Source organism: Paenibacillus sp. sgz302190, assembly GCF_059820445.1.
In genome coordinates this window covers 512,570-529,848 of record NZ_JBZYAO010000001.1, presented here as the reverse complement: position 1 = coordinate 529,848, position 17,279 = coordinate 512,570, and the positions used below count along the sequence as shown (strand labels likewise).

Annotated in this window: 6 protein-coding genes and 1 pseudogene; 5 read left to right on the top strand and 2 right to left on the bottom strand. The window is 54.6% G+C overall.

The window, feature by feature from the left end:
- The first annotated feature begins 22 nt into the window (after positions 1-22).
- Positions 23-12,133 (top strand): amino acid adenylation domain-containing protein, encoded by a 12,111-nt coding sequence (locus AC6RNO_RS02310; RefSeq protein ID WP_497104396.1) that lies wholly within the window; start codon positions 23-25, stop codon positions 12,131-12,133.
- A gap of 74 nt (positions 12,134-12,207) precedes the next feature.
- Here AC6RNO_RS02310 and AC6RNO_RS02305 read toward each other — a convergent pair whose 3' ends face one another.
- Both AC6RNO_RS02305 and AC6RNO_RS02300 read right to left on the bottom strand, forming a co-directional pair.
- Entirely contained in the window at positions 12,208-13,248 is a 1,041-nt protein-coding gene (locus AC6RNO_RS02305; protein WP_497104395.1) for a hypothetical protein, read from the bottom strand.
- A 455-nt stretch (positions 13,249-13,703) separates the two neighbouring features.
- Positions 13,704-13,872: pseudogene (locus AC6RNO_RS02300) on the bottom strand (IS256 family transposase); the annotation flags it as partial.
- Positions 13,873-13,962: 90 nt separating this feature from the next.
- Between AC6RNO_RS02300 and AC6RNO_RS02295 the strand changes: the two are divergent.
- The 4 genes from AC6RNO_RS02295 to AC6RNO_RS02280 all read left to right on the top strand — a co-directional run bounded on the left by AC6RNO_RS02295 (position 13,963) and on the right by AC6RNO_RS02280 (position 17,270).
- On the top strand, positions 13,963-14,364 hold the full coding sequence (locus AC6RNO_RS02295) for an Rrf2 family transcriptional regulator (RefSeq protein ID WP_474681032.1): 402 nt from the start codon (positions 13,963-13,965) through the stop codon (positions 14,362-14,364).
- Between the two features lie 452 nt (positions 14,365-14,816).
- Complete coding sequence (locus AC6RNO_RS02290; protein WP_497104394.1) at positions 14,817-15,287, top strand: DinB family protein; 471 nt, start codon at positions 14,817-14,819, stop codon at positions 15,285-15,287.
- 28 nt (positions 15,288-15,315) lie between these two features.
- A complete protein-coding gene (locus tag AC6RNO_RS02285; protein ID WP_497104393.1) occupies positions 15,316-15,741 on the top strand; it encodes an Rrf2 family transcriptional regulator in 426 nt (141 codons plus the stop codon).
- An 80-nt stretch (positions 15,742-15,821) separates the two neighbouring features.
- Positions 15,822-17,270, top strand: coding sequence for a DHA2 family efflux MFS transporter permease subunit (locus AC6RNO_RS02280; RefSeq protein WP_497104392.1), 1,449 nt, complete (start codon positions 15,822-15,824; stop codon positions 17,268-17,270).
- Positions 17,271-17,279 lie beyond the last annotated feature (9 nt).

Below are 17,279 nucleotides of genomic sequence, written 5' to 3'. Positions count from 1 at the left end.
TAGAAAGGACGTACCGATGTTTATGAGCCTGTTTGGTAAAGAAGCTGCCTATTGGAACCAAAAGTTAGATGGCGGGGATCGTATCGTGTGTCTTCCCTATAACCGGACTTCCGGAAATCAGGACAGCCTGTTTCAAACCGTCAACCTGACCCTGGAGGCCACGCTCTCCAAGCGGATGATGCAAATCGCCGGCGGTTCTCCGTTAGCCTTGTACATGATTCTGCTGTGCGGAGTGGAAGGGCTGCTGCACCACTACACGAATGAATCCAATATGCTGCTTGGCGTTCCGGTCTTCCGTCAGCCGGACGATTCGGCGGAGAGCCTCAATTCTCTGGTCATTGTAAAAAACACGGTCACGGATCAAAGCACACTAAAGACCTTGTTCTCCGGTATCAAGGCAGCCGTAAGCGAAGCTATCGAGCATCAGAGTATTCCCTTCTGGAACTATACCGAGCGGATCACCACACGATCCGCTTCGGATGGCAAACCCTTAATCCACACGATCGTGGGGTTCAGGCCCCTTCATACGATGGAATTTAGGGAACAGGCCTCATTCGATCTGTTGTTCTTCTTTGATCAGGCGGATCAGGATGTTGTGCTGGACCTCACCTACAATGAGCGGCGGTACAGCCGGGAAGCTATGCTCCGGTTGGCCGCGCATCTGCAGGAGCTGCTCTCCGCGCTGGCAAGTGCGCCTGATCTCATTCTTGGGGATACGGTTCTCGTAACGGAGGAAGAGAAAGCCGCAATCCTGTTCGCCTTCAACGATACGGCTGCGAGCTATCCGAAGGAGAAGACGATCCACGGGCTGTTCGAGGAGCAGGTGGAGCGGACGCCGGACAGCGTGGCCGTCCTGTGCGGGGATGAGCGGCTGACCTACACGGAGCTGAACGAGAGGGCGAACCGTCTGGCGAGAAGGCTGCGGACGGAAGGTGTTCGAGCGGGCGGGCTTGTAGGAATCATGACCGAGCGTTCGCTGGAGATGGTCATCGGGGTATATGCCATCCTGAAGGCCGGAGGCGCTTATGTGCCGATAGACCCGGACCATCCGGGAGACCGGATAAGGTACGTAGCGGAGGATTCGGGTATTCAACTGCTGCTGACAACGGCCCGGTTCAGAGATCGGGTGAACTTCGAAGGCCGGTGCTTGCTAATCGATGACGCTTCGTGCAGCAGCGGGGACGGCGGCAATCTGGAGGCATCCTCCGGGCCAAGGGATCTCGCGTATGTGATGTATACCTCGGGCTCCACCGGGAACCCGAAGGGGGTTATGATCGAGCATCATTCCGTGGTCAACCGGATTCTCTGGGGACAGAGCCGGTTTCCGTTAGGAAGCGGCGATGTCAGTCTGCTCAAAACCGCGTTCACCTTCGATGTATCGGTACCGGAGCTGTTCTGGTGGGGGATGGCCGGTTCCACGGTAAGCCTGCTGCCCCCCGGGGGAGAGAAGGATCCGGGGCAGCTGGTGGAGGCGATCGCAAGCTCCGGGATCACTACCGTTCATTTTGTCCCATCGATGCTTCAGCTGTTTCTTGAATATGTGGAGCTTCTGCCCCCAGAGGAAGTGTCTGCGAAATTAAGCAGTCTGCGGTACGTGTTCGCCAGCGGGGAAGCTCTAACTCCGCATCAGGTGTCCCGCTTCCAGCGTTTGATCGGATCGGTCAACGGATCGAGGATGATCAACCTCTACGGTCCGACGGAAGCGACGGTTGAGGTGACCTGCTTTGCTTGCGAACAAGATAGGGCGTATCCGCTGATCCCCATCGGCAAACCGATATCCAATACAGAGCTGTATATTGTGAAGGAAGGAACAGCCAAGCTGCAGCCTATAGGCGTAGCGGGCGAGCTCTGTATAGCAGGAGTCTGCCTGGCACGCGGATACTGGAACAGGCCGGAACTGACGGCGGAGAAGTTCGTGGACAACCCCTTCCATGAGGGGGAGCGGATGTACCGGACGGGGGATCTGGCGAGATGGCTGCCGGACGGCAGTATCGAATATATGGGGCGGATCGATCATCAGGTGAAGATCAGGGGATACCGGATCGAACTGGGGGAGATCGAAGCGCAGCTTCTGCGGCTGGAGGGGGTGCGGGAAGCCGTTGTCGTAGCCGGAGAGGACGATACGGGGGATAAGCACTTGTGTGCCTATATGGTCATGAAGACGACGTATGCCGCTCAGGATTGGAAAGAAGAGCTTTCCCGGAAGCTGCCTTCCTACATGGTGCCTGCTTACATGGTGCAGTTGGAGAAGCTGCCGCTGACCTCGAGCGGAAAGCTGGACCGCCGGGCGCTGCCGAAGCCGGAGAAGGTGATGCAGAGCAGCACCGAGTATGCTGCCCCCCGGAATCCGACCGAAGAAAGGCTTGCCGCGATCTGGAGGGAGGTCTTGAAGCTCCCGGATATTGGCGTGAAGCACAATTTTTTTGAATTGGGCGGGCATTCTCTATGGGCGGCTCGATTGGCGGGGAAAATATACAAAGAAATGAACGTCGAACTGCCGCTGCGGGAAATATTCCGATCACCGACCATTGAAAGCATGGCTCAAGCTATAGACGGGATGAAGCGTACCGATTATGTCGGCATTCCGCGTGCGGAGGAGAGAGAGAGCTATCCCGTCTCCTCTGCGCAGAAGCGGATCTATCTCCTAAGCCAACTGGATGGCGGCGAGCTGAGCTACAACATGCCGGGGGTTCTGGAGATCCACGGTCCTTTAGACCGGACACGGGCCTATGAAGCCTTCCGGACCTTGATCGGCCGCCATGAATCGCTTCGGACCCGCTTTGAAATGAAAGACGGCGAGATCGTCCAGCGGATTCATGAGGAGGTGCCGTTTGAGCTCGAAACGACCCTGCGGGACGGGCGGGAGGTTGCCGAATTGATTCGCGGGTTCATTCGCACTTTCGACCTGGATCAGGCGCCGCTGCTGCGGGCGGGTCTTGTCGAACTGGGGCCGGAGCATCATTTGCTGCTGTTCGATATGCATCATATGATCTCGGACGGGGTGTCCATGAACCATTTGACACACGAGTTCGCACGGCTGTATGAAGGAGAGACGCTGGCTCCCCTGCCTCTCCAGTATAAGGACTATGCCGTATGGCAGCAGGAGAAGACGGACAGCGGGAGGATTCGGGAACAGCAGGCGTACTGGCTGGGTGTATTCAGCGGCGAGCTTCCGGTCCTTGAACTGCCGGCCGACTATAGCAGACCGCTGGTACGGAGCTATCAAGGGGCCTCCCTGAGCTTTACGCTTGACAAGGCACGAAGCGAAGCGTTGACACAGCTTGCCCGACAGACAGGGACAACCCTGCATATGGTACTGCTCGCAGCCTATACGGCATGGCTTGGCAAATACAGCGGAAGCCCAGATGTGATCGTCGGTACCCCGGTGGCCGGAAGGCTGCAGGCGGAACTGGAGCCCCTCATCGGCATGTTTGTGGGCACGCTGGCGCTGCGGCAGCATCCGTCCGGAGACAAAACGTTCGAGTCGTACCTGCAGGAGGTCAAGGAGGGGCTGCTGGGAGCATACGAACATCAGGAGTTCCCATTTGAAGAACTGGTGGAAAAGCTGGACCTCCCGCGGGATCTGAGCCGTAATCCGCTGTTTGACACGATGTTCGTGCTGCACAACACGGGCCCATCCCCGATGACGATCGACGGACTGCGGATATCCCCTTATTCACAGGATTTTGCGGCAGCGAAATTCGATCTCACGATGAACGCGGAAGAGACGGAGGGCGGGCTGCGGTTCTGGATCGAGTACGCCTCCGCGCTGTTCAAACGGGAAACGGTAGAGCGTATGGCGGGTCATTGGATGAGGCTGATCGACATGCTCCTGGAGGATCCGGGCAGACCGCTGTCCTCTCTTGAGCTGATGACTTCAGGGGAGCGCCGGCAAATTTTTGAGGAGTTCAACGATACGGAGGCGGATTACCCCAAGGAGAAGACGGTCCACGGCTTGTTCGAAGAACAGGCGGCACGCACGCCGGATCACGTGGCGGTAGTCTTTGAAGGCCGGGCATTGACTTATGCGCAGCTGAACGCCAAAGCCAATCAGGTTGCCCATACTTTGCGGGCATATGGTGTCAAGCCGGATGCCGTTGTCGGAATCAGGACGGACCGTTCCCTAGAGATGCTGATCGGCATCTTCGGCATATTGAAGGCGGGAGGCGCCTACCTGCCGATAGATCCGGCGTATCCGGCGGAGCGGATTCGCTACATGCTGGAGGACAGCAGGGCGGGGGTACTGCTGACCCAAGGGGAGGATGAAGTCACAGCTGCCCGGTTCTCCGGCATCGTGCTGGACCTTCGGGATGAAGAGATCGATAACCGGCCTGCGGACAATCCTGTTCCCGTAAGCGGACCTGCGGATCTCGCCTACGTTATGTATACGTCCGGCTCCACGGGAAGACCGAAGGGTGTCATGATTGAGCATCATTCGGTGATCAACCGGATTCACTGGATGCAGAAACGCTACATACTGGGCGAAGAGGACGTCATCCTCCAGAAAACGCCGTTCTCCTTCGACGTATCGGTATGGGAACTGTTTTGGTGGTCGTGGTATGGTGCGGGCGTGTGCCTCCTGACGCCTGGAGGGGAGAAGGACCCTAGCCTCATCCGGGAGGCGGTCTCGAAATATGGCGTGACGACGATGCACTTCGTGCCTTCCATGCTCGGGGCGTTCCTGGAAGATCTGGAAGCGGCGGAAGGGGCATTGGGACAAATCTCCAATCTTAAGCAAGTGTTTGCCAGCGGTGAAGCACTGCCAAGTCCTATGGTGGAACGGTTCTTCACTTTGTTCGGACAGGATCGGGTGAAGCTGGTGAATCTGTACGGACCGACGGAGGCGACCGTGGATGTCAGTTCATTCGAATGTGCACCGGGGCTGGGACGCATCCCGATCGGAGCACCGATCGACAATACCCGGCTGTACGTGGTGGATGGGAAGCTGAACCTGCTTCCGATCGGCACACCGGGCGAGCTGTGTATAGCAGGAGCTGGTCTGGCCCGGGGATATGTAGGACGGCCGGAGCTGACGGCGGAAAAGTTTGTAGACAATCCCTTCATACCGGGCGAGCGGATGTACCGCACCGGCGATGTGGCCCGTTGGCTGCCGAACGGCGATGTGGAGTATCTCGGCCGGATGGATCACCAGGTGAAGATTCGGGGCTACAGAATTGAATTGGGAGAAATTGAAAGAGCGCTCATGAATCATCCGGATGTGGTTGAGGCCGTTGTAGTGGACCGGATGGACCGGTCCGGAGCCAAATCCCTTTGCGCTTATTTCGTATCCAGGAGGGAACTATCTGCTGCGGAGTACAGAGAGCATCTGGTGAATAGCCTGCCCACATATATGGTGCCCTCATCTTTTGTAGAGCTGGACCGGATGCCGCTGACGCCAAATGGCAAACTGGACCGGAGGGCGCTGCCGGAGCCGGACAAGGAGAGGGAAGGCGAGGGAACCTTCACAGCTCCTGCTGGGGGAATGGAAGCTCAGCTTGCACATCTTTGGAGTGGGATCCTCGGTAAAGAAAAGGTGGGCGCCACAGATGATTTCTTCCTCTCCGGCGGAGATTCCATTACCCTGCTCCGGCTTGCCAGCCGAATTCAACTGGAGCTGGAGATCCCCGTCCAACTGAAAGACCTGTATACGTACCGCACGATCCGCGAGTATGCCCGTTATTTGGATGCTGCAGGAACGAAACGCCAATCCGAAGAGCTGGAGAGCGGCCTGAGCCTGATCGAAGCGTTCCAGGAGACTCTGCGCGGCACGCCGGCATTCCAGACTTATGCTTCGCAGGAGTTGGAAGACTTTTACCCGCTGAGCAAGATCCAGCAGAGCATGGTGTACTACTCGCTGCTGAAGCCCGATCAGCCGATCTATCATGATCAATTCTTCTTTTCCGTCCGGATGAGTCCTATGGACAACGATATCTTCATCCAAACGGTGCGCAGGCTGCTGGACCGGCATGCCGTGCTTAGGACGGTTTTCGATACGGTGAACTTTAACGAGCCGATCCAGCTGGTTTATAAGCGGTTCGAGCCGGATGTGGTCTTGGAGGACATCCGGCATCTTTCGGCCGATGCCCAGAAGGCCCATATCGAAGCATGCAGGGGGGCGGATCTGCGCGATAAATATTTAAAAGACCGCGGCTTATTATGGCGGCTCCGGCTGTTTCGGTTAGGCGATGAGGAGACCATCATTCTCTTATCGTTCCATCATGCGGCTCTCGACGGATGGAGTGTAGCGGTGTTCCAGCAGGAATTTATGGAATTGTACGCGGAGCTTGCGGCCGGAGGGGAAGCCTCGCCGGCCTCATCTTCAGAGCGGGCTCCGCTCCGCAGCTCGTACAAAGAATACGTGGCGCTGAATGCGTTCAGGCAGGCCGACGGGAAGACGGGAGACTGGTGGCGGGAATTCCTCGGGGGCTATACACGAGGCAAGCTGCCATTTAATATCGCCCGCAAACCCATGACAGGCACCGCATCCAGCGCCATCATCAAGAGACCTTTGGCTCCGCAGCTGGTGAGCAGGCTGGAGGCGGTGGCAGGAACGTACGGAAGCACCGTGAGAGACCTTTGCCTAAGCGCCCATCTGTACCTGCTTCGCATTATAACTGCAGAAAAGGACATCGTAACGGGAGTCGTTTCGCACGATCGTCCTGCTGTAGAGGACGGGGACCGCATTCTTGGCTGCTTCCTGAACACGCTGCCGATGCGGCTGCATGTCGGCAAGCATGAAGACAAGAAGGGGCTGGTGAGGAGAGTCGCGGATACGGTCTACCGGATGAAGTCCGGGGAAGCGTTCCTGAGCGATATCGCCAGAATGATCGGCGAACGTTCCGATCCGTCACTCAATCCGATATTCGATACGTTATTCAATTATACCGACTTTCATATCCTGGATTATGGTAAAGGGGGGCGCGGTATCCGTCCGGAACAATCGGGTGGATTGGAGCTGCAGAGCGCCGAAATGACCAACACGCTGCTGGATGTCGAGGTGCACCGGGCGGGGGGCCGGATGAGTGTCCAAATCAAGTATGCCCCGAGCTACTTCTATGACCGGGATATGGAGACGGTATTCACGCTCTATGTGCGGATTTTGGAGGAGCTGTGCGACGAGGCGAACCCGATTCTGGGCAGCGGGGCATTGATCCTGACGGAGGAGGGGGACCGGCTGCTCCGCGAATGGAATGCTCCGGCGTGCGAGCTTGCGGCTGCCTACACGGAGGGGAAGACGCTGCACGGGCTGTTCGAGGAACAGGCGGCAAGAACGCCGGACCATGCGGCGGTCCGGCATGGAGGCCGAACGCTGACCTATGCGCGGCTGGAGGCGGAGTCAAACCGGCTGGCGCGGCATTTGGTGCGGCACGGTGTGCGCAGCGGGGATCATGTGGCCCTGGTGGCCGGTCGCGGAACCGACATGATCACCGGGATGCTCGCCATCCTCAAGGCGGGGGCGGCTTACGTGCCGGTCGATCCGGATTACCCGCTGAGCCGCAAGGCGTATATTCTGCATAACGCGGAAGCTGCGGCGGTACTGGCCGACCGCGCTTACCCGGATCTTGGGCATGAACGGGTCATCTTCATGCAGGATGAGAGGATCGCCGGGGAAAGTTCCGAACCGCTGCAGCTGGCGAAGGACAGCGGCGATTTGGCATATATCATTTACACCTCCGGCTCCACGGGCACGCCGAAGGGCGTGATGATCGAGCACCGAAGCGCCGTCAACCTGGTCTCCTGGGTCAACCGGCGGTTTGCGGTCGGTGGGGAAGACCGTCTGCTGTTCATCACCTCGATGTGTTTCGACTTGTCCGTCTACGATATTTTCGGGATGTTGGCGGCGGGGGGAACCGTCGTGGTGGCGGAACGCGAGCAAGTGCTCGACCCCGGGGCGCTTCTAAGGCTGATGGAGGCCGAGGAGGTCACGTTCTGGGATTCGGTGCCAACGACGATGAACCACTTTATCCATCATCTGGAAGAAAGTTCGGCAGAGTCGCTTCCTGCCGGATTGCGTTTGGTCTTCATGAGCGGGGACTGGATTCCGGTCACGCTGCCTGGTCGGATCCGGCAGTTGTTCCCGCAAGCGGAAGTGATCTCGCTGGGGGGAGCGACGGAGGGGACCGTCTGGTCGAATTACTATCCGGCCATGGAAGTCAGCGCTAACTGGAGTAGCATCCTGTACGGCCGGCCGATCGGGGGCAACGCCTTCTACATTCTGGACGACGACCTGGAGAGGGTGCCGTGGGGCGTGGTCGGCGAGCTGTATATCGGCGGCGTGGGCGTAGCCCGCGGATATATGAACGACGAGGCGAAGACGGCGGCGGCGTTCCTGCCCGACCCGTTCCTCCCGGGAGGGGGATGGATGTACAAGACCGGGGACCTTGGGAGATTGCTGCCGGACGGGAACGTGGAATTCCTGGGCCGCAAGGATCATCAGGTGAAGATCCGCGGCTACCGGGTGGAGCTGGGCGAGATCGACAGCCGACTGGCCCGGCACCCGGGGATCCGCGAAGCGGTGGTGATGGACCGGCTGGACGGACGGGAGCAGCGGTATCTGTGCGCCTATATCGTGCCGTCGGGCGATCTGACGGTGGGCGCTGTCCGGGAATACCTCGCGGCGGAGCTGCCGGCCTATATGGTGCCGGGAGCCTATGTGTTCCTGGAGGAGCTGCCGCTGAATGCGAACGGCAAGGTAGACCGGAAGGCGCTGCCGGAGCCGGCCCTAGGGTCAGCCCATCCGTCCGAAGCGGAAGCACCGGCCGACGCAACGGAACAGGGACTGGCCGACTTGTGGGAGGAAATTCTCGGCCAAGGAAGCATCGGGGTGAATGAATCCTTCTTCGAGCGGGGCGGGGATTCGCTGAGCGTAACGAGGCTGGCTGCCCGTATACGTAACCATTTTAAGGTGGAAGTCCCCTTGCAGGAGGTGTTCCAGTCACCGACGGTCCGGGGGTTGGCGAAGCTCATACGAGCCAAGGAGACTGGGGAGGCTGAGCAGACTACGGGCCTTTCCCTGATTTTGAAGGCACCCGAGAGAGAATATTATCCCCTTTCCTCGGCACAGAAGCGGATCTACCTCGTCAGCAGCCTGGAAGGCGGGGAAATGAGCTACAATACGCCGGTGGTGCTTCAGCTCGATGGTCCCTTGGACAGCAGCCGTGTGCAGGAAGCCTTTCGCAGGCTGATTGCCCGCCATGAAACGCTGCGGACCGGCTTCGAGATGAAGAATGGAGAGATGGTTCAGAGGGTAAGGAATGAGGCAGCCTTTGATGTGGAAAACGTCCGGCTGAACGAGGAGGATGTGACAGCGTATATCAAGGGATTCCTGCGCCCGTTCAATCTGAAACAGGCCCCGCTCATGCGGGCGGGTCTCGTCGAGCTGGAGCCGCAGCGCCATCTGCTGCTGTTCGATATTCATCATATCGTTTCGGATGGGATATCCATGATCAATCTGGCCTATGAATTTACGAGGCTTTACGAAGGCGAAACGCTGCAGCCGCTGACCATCCAGTATAAGGACTATGCGGTATGGCAGCAGAGGGAGGCGGCAAGCGAGCGGTTGATGAAGCAGGAAGCCTACTGGCTGGAGGTGTTCAGCGGCGAGCTTCCGGTTCTGGAGCTTCCGGCTGACTATGCCAGACCGCCGGTACGCAGCTATGAAGGAGCAGCGGTGAGATTCACGCTTGGAAAAGACCGGAGCGAAGCGCTCCGGCAGCTGGCCTCCCGAACGGGCACAACGCTGTATATGGTGCTGATTGCCGCTTATACCGCATGGCTCGGCAAATACACCGGCAGCGGTGAGATCATCGTGGGTACGCCGGTGGCCGGCAGGCTGCAGGAGGAGTTGGAGCCTCTGGTCGGGATGTTTGTCGGCACGTTGGCGCTTCGTCAATATCCGGCGGCGGACAAAACCTTTGAAGCCTATTTGGAGGAAGTCAAGCACGGGCTGCTGCAAGCGTACGAGCACCAGGAGTATCCGTTCGAGGAACTTGTGGAGAAGCTTGCTCTTCCGAGGGATCTGAGCCGCAACCCGCTGTTCGACACGATGTTCATTATGAACAATATGGGGCAAAAGGAGCTTGTCATGGAGGGAGTCCGGCTATCCGCCTATCCCCAGGAATTCATGGCGGCGAAATTTGATTTGACGTTGAACGCGGAAGAGTCGGCGGAGGGTCTCCGGTTCACACTGGAATATGCCACGGCGCTGTTCAAGCGGGAGACGGTGGAGCGGATGGCCGGGCACTGGCTCCGGGTGATCGACATGCTGCTGGGGGATCCGCAGCGGAGGCTGTCTTCACTGGAGCTGGCCACGGAAGAGGAGCGCAGGCACATACTGGAGCAGTTCAACTGCACGGCAGCAGACTATGACCGGGAGAAAACCGTCCACGAGCTGTTCGAGGAGCAGGCGGAGCGGACGCCGGACCGCTTGGCTGTCGTGTGCGGCGGAGAGCAGCTGACCTACCGGGAGCTGAACGCAAGGGCGAACCGGCTGGCGCATCAGCTGCGCGGCAGTGGAGTGCAGCCCGATCAGATCGTAGGAATATTGATGGAGCGTTCGGTGGACATGCCGGCGGCTATGCTGGGCGTGCTGAAAGCCGGGGGAGCGTATTGCCCGATCGATCCTGCATTTCCGTTAGATCGGATCGAAACGATTCTGGAGGACAGCGAGGTGCGGCTGGTGGTGGCCTCCTCTCCTTTGCGCGAACTCGTTCCGACGAATGTGGAGGTTTGTGTTGCAGCGGAGGCCGGGCTGCAGCAGGATGAGGCCGGGAATCCGGGGCAGCTCAATCATAGCAGCCACCTGGCATACGTCATCTACACCTCGGGATCCACCGGCAAGCCGAAGGGAGTTATGCTGGAGCACCGGAGCGTGCATAACTTTATACAGGGGATGGAGCAGCGGATCGACTTCTATGAAGGCCAGCGCGTCCTGTCGGTCACCACGTATGGCTTTGACATCTTCGTTCTGGAGTGCCTGCTGCCGCTCACCGTCGGGGCTGTGGTCATCCTGGCGACTGAGGAGGAGCAGAATGATCCCCAAAAGCTGCTTGAACTTATGGAGAGGGAGCGTGTGGAGCTCATCCAGACCACCCCGTCCCGGATGGGGCTGCTGCTGGGTGCGGGCCGCGGGAAGGGATGGACCGGTGTGAAGCAGATCCTCCTTGGGGGCGAAGCGATGCCGGCGGGTTTGCCGGAGCAGATCAGAAGTCATTCGAAGGCGAAGCTGTTCAACATGTATGGTCCGACGGAAACGACGGTTTGGTCCACGATGGCGGATATCAGCGGGAGCGGCCGGGAAGTCAACATCGGCAAGCCGATCATGAACACGCAGGTGTATATTGTGGAGCCGTCCGGGGTTCAACTGCAGCCGGTCGGCGTGATCGGGGAGATGTGCATCGCAGGGGATGGACTGGCCCGAGGATATTGGCGGCGTCCGGAGCTGACGGAGGAGAAGTTCGTGGAAAATCCTTTCCTGCCGGGAGAGCGGATGTACCGGACAGGCGATTTGGCGAAATGGCTGCCGGATGGCAGTATCGCGTATGTGGGACGAATCGACCACCAGGTGAAAATCCGGGGCTACCGGATCGAGCTGGGTGAGATTGAAGCACAGCTGGCGGGGTTGGAAGGCATCTTGGAATCCGTTGTAACGGCCCAGGTCGATCTGTCGGGACAAAACCAGCTGTGCGCTTACTATATGGGAGACCGTGCGTACAGTGTCGGCGAAATACGGACAGCGCTGTCACGGATGCTGCCGTCCTACATGCTGCCAGCCTATGCGGTCCGGCTGGAGAGCATGCCGCTGAATACGAATGGGAAAGTAGACCGAAAGGCTCTACCGCTTCCTGACCCTTCCGTTACAATGAATGAATATAAAGCACCGGAAAGCTCTGTAGAGAAAAGGATGGCGGCCATTTGGGAAGAGCTGCTCGGGAGGACCCGGATTGGAATGCTGGATCATTTGGTGGATATGGGCGTGAATTCTTTAAGTTATATGCGGGCCATTGTGACGATTGAAGAGGAATTCGATTTCGAATTTCCCGATGAGGATATGATTCCAGGCAAATTTATTACAATCGCAGATGTGGTCGATTATGTAGAAAGCCGGATTTCGGTGACTCCGGGCACGAAGTAAGCAGGATGAACAGTCAAAAGACTATTCTCAAATGCCGGCGATGACGGCCAGGCGAGAATAGTCTTTTGTGTGATTTAAGCCTGAACGGATGCGGAGCAGGAAGTCTTCAATTCTTCCAGCACCCCTCCCAGGATGTTCTTTTCGGTTTCCGCGATCTTGCGGAGAAGCAGGATAATCCGATCGAGTAAACGGATGTTTCCGTTTAAGCCGAATTTCAGGAGCAGGTTTCTCGTAATGGCAGCATCGTTCAAGATTTCCTCGTAGGATTGGGGAAGTTCTGCACGAATCAAGCCAATTTCATGCATATATTGGAGTCTTTGATGCATCAGCAGCTTATGGTCGCCCATGACATGAAAGAAGCGGAAGTCTCTCCTCCCGCTATCCGTCTTGATGTCCTCAATATGCCGGATCAAATGGTCATAGCACGCAATACCGTACGCTAGAACCGGAGTGGACAGCCAGGTCGGTTCCCGGTGAGGCGTATAAGTGGATTCCAGATAATCGGACAAAGCTTGCTTAACCCCTTCGGTATCAAAGGGAACGGAGACGTCGGTCCTGTAGCGGAAAAGCTCAATTCCTTTTAAAATATTCAAATCTTCCGTAAGATGAAGGATGGAGTCGGTTAACTGGGCGTAAGAAACTTCAAAGATACCGTACCGGTTGGCACCATCCGCATTTTTATGGAAATCGGCCATGTAAAATATCTCTTGTTCATCATCAAATCCGATGATCATCGGATCATGCCGTTCATGTCTCAACTGATAGAACGGATAAGCTGAAATATAGTAGGTATCTACAAACTGATAGATGTAATGGCCCTGCTGCAGATTTTCTTTAAAAAACGATACCAGATCTCCCCCTGATTCTTGGATCTGCTGTACGGTCGTATGGGTAGTCTCAATCCAAGGACAATCCTCTTGGGGGGTGGCGAAATGAGAGTAGTTGAGAACGGTATCTCTTCCGCTCAAGCCCAAAATCAGTTCGGTTTGAATATAGCCCGAATAGATCCAGGGTTTATAGGCGGGATGACGCTGGGCAATGGAAAAAACATGCGACTGGTTGGCCCACGAGGTGATGATCGGCTGTTCCACGGGTAAGCTGACATGCGTTTTCATTGGGATTCTCCTTGGAATGGATTTGGATGATAAGTAAGAACCTTGCTGCTAGCAACCAAATGGTTCATTGGTCGAAATAGGTTCCTAATATATAGTAGTATATAATAAATAATGGATTCCTCGCTACTCTGCATGGTAAAATAGACTACGATTCTACATGGAGTGGCGGGCATGAGAGGCTAGCCTGCCATACGAAACCCTTGTGGTTTCGCCCTTTCGCTTGAAATCATGCCCGCAGAGGCTCCATGTCAAATCGCTCTATTAATAACGAATACTGTAATTTTTCTCACAAAGTATAGCGAATATATAAAAAACGTAATTAAAGATATTAATTAAGTCTATGTTAACGTATCTGGACAGTCAAAAGTTCTAATGCCTAAGAAACCAGCAGATCAGCGTCAGAATAGGCCAAGTCCTGCTTGGAAGGGGCCGATCTTATATTACACAAAATGAAAAATGACGGGCATAATTTTATTGGTGACATTAGAAATTAGCGTTGGAGACACCTCGATCCCGGTACTTTCATTTGATTTTTCGGGTAACGACCGGCTCAAACTCACCGAAGCGATCGTGTGGCGCTTTGATCTGTATTTCGCCATATTCGGTATGGACCGTTGATGTACTTTTCCAAGAAAAGCGCATGTTTTATCCTTGACGTAATGAAACATAATAGTTATTATAGATATGTATAGTCCTTTTTTGAGGTGATTATGAATGAAGTTCTCTAAGGCTACCGACTATGCCCTCCATACGATGCTCTTTCTTACTGCGGCGACTCCCCAAAAACCAATGGGTGTACAGCAGTTGGCGGAGCGGCAAAGTGTGTCTCCCACCTATTTGTCCAAAATACTGACCAAGTTGGTGAAGGCGGGCATGATTGAATCGATAACGGGGGTTCATGGCGGGTATCGACTCAAACGAAATTGGGAAAATATTTCGTTCCTAGATATTATTCATGCGATTGAAGGCTCGGCCTCCATGTTCGATTGCAGTTTCGATCATGGACCAGGATGCCCGATTCAAAAGGTGGTGTTATCGGCAGAAGAGAAGATGGAAGAACAGTTGAGAAATCAGAAAATGTCGGATCTTGTGCGGGAAATGAATATAGTTATATAACATTTATTTTTTTTAAACCAATTAAAGATAACTGGTACCTTTAAAGGCTGGAATATTGAATTTTAGCTGGGAGAGTAGAGAGTATGCAAGCAGTGACGACAGAAGAACAGCATAATGCGGTGCAAAAATATAAAGTCACTTGACCACCCGTTCACCGGGTGTTGCCAACGGGCCTTCTCCAACAGATTTGACCCCACCAACCGTGGCTGAAATCGGTAGCACTTGGTATACAGATTCGTTCCAGCGAACTGGTGTCAATACAGAGTGCAAGCTTCTGTTGCTAACCCATGCGTATGCGATTGTCATGATGGAATGGGTAACGGCAACGGCCGCTCGGTGCTTCCCTTTGCGAGCTGCGATTCGACTGTATTGGGCACCGAGGTAGTGGAGAATGGAGAAGGAAATAAAGCTGTAGCTGTGGTCAAAGCGGATATCAAAAGGAGAGCGAGAAGATGGATGTATTCGAAAGCCAGTATGAATTGATCCAACGTACAAGGGAATCATTATTTCGTTTTTGCGAAACTTTGTCCCCCACAGATTATGTTAAAGAAGTTGGAACCTTAGGCGGAGTTTCTATTCGCAGTCTGCATGCTCATGTAGCCGATTGTTATCGGGTATGGTTGGGGAGTCGTGCCCTTGGTAAATCACTTCCCAAAGTAAACCCAGAATCCGTTGACAATGTACAGAAAATGCGTGAAGTTTTTAAGAAAACGGATGCTCTGGTTTATGAATTTCTGAATGAATTTAAAAACAAATGGGATCCTACCATTGAAGCATCCTGGCAGAGTGGCAGCGTAGAGTTAACCGAATTATGGCTATTTACGCACACCATCACCCACGAATTTCATCATAGAGGACAAATTGTAAAAATGGGCAGGCAACTCGGGTATATCCCGCCGAAAATGAACCTCGCTAAACCTTAGTGATTTCATGGAGATACTTTCGGTAAGTTTGAGTCAACCCCAGAGGGGTACGGCAACGATTCCTGTTTTCCAGGCCTATGCCCTCCATACGAGGCTCTTTCTTACTGCGGCGACTCCGCAAAAACCAATGGGTGTACAGCAGTTGGCGGTTCGGCAAAATGTGTCTCCCACCTATTTGTCTAAAATACTGACCAAGTTGGAAAAGGCAGGCATGATTGAATCGATAAGGGGGGGTGAATGCGGGTATCGACTCAAACGAAATTGGGAAAATATTTCGTTCCTAGATATTATTCATGCGATTGAAGGCTCGGCCTCCATGTTCGATTGCAGTTTCGATCATGGGCCAGAATGCCCGATTCAAAAGGTGGTGTTATCGGCAGAAGAGAAGAGGGAAGAACAGTTGAGAAATCAGAAAATGTCGGATCTTGTGCGGGAATTGAATATAGTTACATAACACTTCTTTTTTTAAGTCTATTAAAGATAACTCATATCTGTAAAGTCTAAAATATCGAATTATTACTAGGAGTGGAGAATATGCAGGCAGCGACAGAAGCACAGCATAATGCGGTGCAAAAATATAAAGTTATTCCGATCATGGTTTCCTTACTATTAAGCGGATTTATTGGGATGTTTAACGAGACGGCTTTAAACGTAGTGCTCAGCGATTTAATCAACCAGTTTCATATCACCGCCGCAACGGCCCAATGGCTGACGACTGGTTACTTACTGACCCTCGGCATATTAGTCCCGGTATCCGGGTTGTTTCTCCAATGGTTTTCAACCAGACAATTGTTCACGGCATCGCTCCTATTGTCTTTACTCGGCACAGCGGTGGCGACCGTTTCCCCGGGATTTGAGTTGCTCATGATTGCAAGGGTCATTCAAGCTGCGGGCGTAGCGCTCATCCTGCCGCTGATGTTTCACACAGTGCTGGTCATTGTTCCACCTGAGAGGAGGGGGACGACCTACGGGCTGATCGGGCTTGTCCTTGTGGTTGCTCCTGCTGTCGGACCTACCCTTTCCGGTCTGTTGATCGAGCAGCTTAGCTGGAACTGGATTTTCGGATTGACTCTTCCCGTTTTGGCGTTTTCTCTTTTGTTTGGAATGCGATATATGCAAAATATAACGACGATTACCAAGCCGAAAATAGATATCTATTCGCTTATCTTATCCACGCTTGGCTTTGGTGGAATTGTATTTGCTTTTAGCAGCGCCGGGGAAGGAGAAGGAGGACTTGGAGCGCCCAAGGTCGTGATTCCGATGATTGTCGGCATACTGGCGCTTTTAATATTTGCGGTACGGCAATTGCGAATGAAGCAGCCGATGATGGATTTGAGGGCATTCAAACAGCCCATGTTTACGGTTGGCACTGTTATGCTTATGATTGCCGTAATGGTGATGATGTCAGCCATGATTATATTGCCCTTGTATTTGATTAGAGGCCTCGGCCTAAACGCTTTTTCTGCCGGACTTGTTTTGTTGACCGGGGGGATTGTGAACGCGATCACGCAACCGATTATGGGCAGAATATTCGATAAATTTGGGCCGAGATGGGTTGTTCCCGCTGGTATGGTCTTGATATCCGTCGTGCTCTGGTTTCTCTCAGGAATTACGACAACGACGACCATAACCCAAATCATTGTGCTTCATACCTTCTTGATGATCGGGATCTCCATGGTCTGGATGCCTTCGCAGGCGAATGGTCTGAACCAATTGCCTCCTTCACTTTACCCGCACGGTAGCGCAATTATGAATACGGTCCAGCAGGTGGCCGGGGCGATCGGCACTGCGGTTGCGGTAAGTATCATGTCTGTTGGCATGAGCAACATTCTGAAGCAAACGGCAGACCAGGCGGACCCAGTTAACGCCGCGCTTGCTTTGACAGCAGGTATACAACATGTTTTTGAAATTGCTATTGTTGTTGCGATTGTAGGTTTCGTCTTCTCTCTTTTCATGAGGCGTGTTCACATATCAGCAAAATAGTTCGGACTT

Excerpts from the sequence above, each read along its gene's own strand:
- AC6RNO_RS02310 (WP_497104396.1), top strand. The coding sequence starts at position 23 with ATGAGCCTGTTTGGTAAAGAAGCTGCCTATTGGAACCAAAAGTTAGAT.
- AC6RNO_RS02305 (WP_497104395.1), bottom strand. The coding sequence starts at position 13,248 with ATGAAAACGCATGTCAGCTTACCCGTGGAACAGCCGATCATCACCTCG.
- AC6RNO_RS02295 (WP_474681032.1), top strand. The coding sequence starts at position 13,963 with ATGAAGTTCTCTAAGGCTACCGACTATGCCCTCCATACGATGCTCTTT.
- AC6RNO_RS02290 (WP_497104394.1), top strand. The coding sequence starts at position 14,817 with ATGGATGTATTCGAAAGCCAGTATGAATTGATCCAACGTACAAGGGAA.
- AC6RNO_RS02280 (WP_497104392.1), top strand. The coding sequence starts at position 15,822 with ATGCAGGCAGCGACAGAAGCACAGCATAATGCGGTGCAAAAATATAAA.